Origin of the sequence: Lactobacillus sp. 23-2 (assembly GCF_044902225.1) — a bacterium.
GTDB classification, from domain to species: domain Bacteria; phylum Bacillota; class Bacilli; order Lactobacillales; family Lactobacillaceae; genus Lactobacillus; species Lactobacillus absianus.
Genome location: NZ_JAOQBX010000083.1, coordinates 1 through 371, shown reverse-complemented (window position 1 = coordinate 371; position 371 = coordinate 1). Strand labels below are relative to the sequence as shown.

1 rRNA gene is annotated in these 371 nt (G+C 56.1%); it reads right to left on the bottom strand.

Annotated features, from left to right (window positions below):
* A 16S ribosomal RNA gene (locus OCH80_RS10245) occupies nt 1-371 on the bottom strand; the annotation flags it as partial.

Genomic DNA, 371 nt, shown 5'->3' with positions numbered 1-371 from the left:
CTACCTTGTTACGACTTCACCCCAGTCATCTGCCCTGCCTTAGGCGGCTGATTCCATTAAGGTTATCCCACCGACTTCGGGCATTGCAGACTTCCATGGTGTGACGGGCGGTGTGTACAAGGCCCGGGAACGTATTCACCGTGGCGTGCTGATCCACGATTACTAGCGATTCCAGCTTCGTGCAGGCGAGTTGCAGCCTGCAGTCCGAACTGAGAACAGCTTTAAGAGATCCGCTTGCCCTCGCGGGTTCGCTTCTCGTTGTACTGCCCATTGTAGCACGTGTGTAGCCCAGGTCATAAGGGGCATGATGACTTGACGTCATCCCCACCTTCCTCCGGTTTGTCACCGGCAGTCTCACTAGAGTGCCCAAC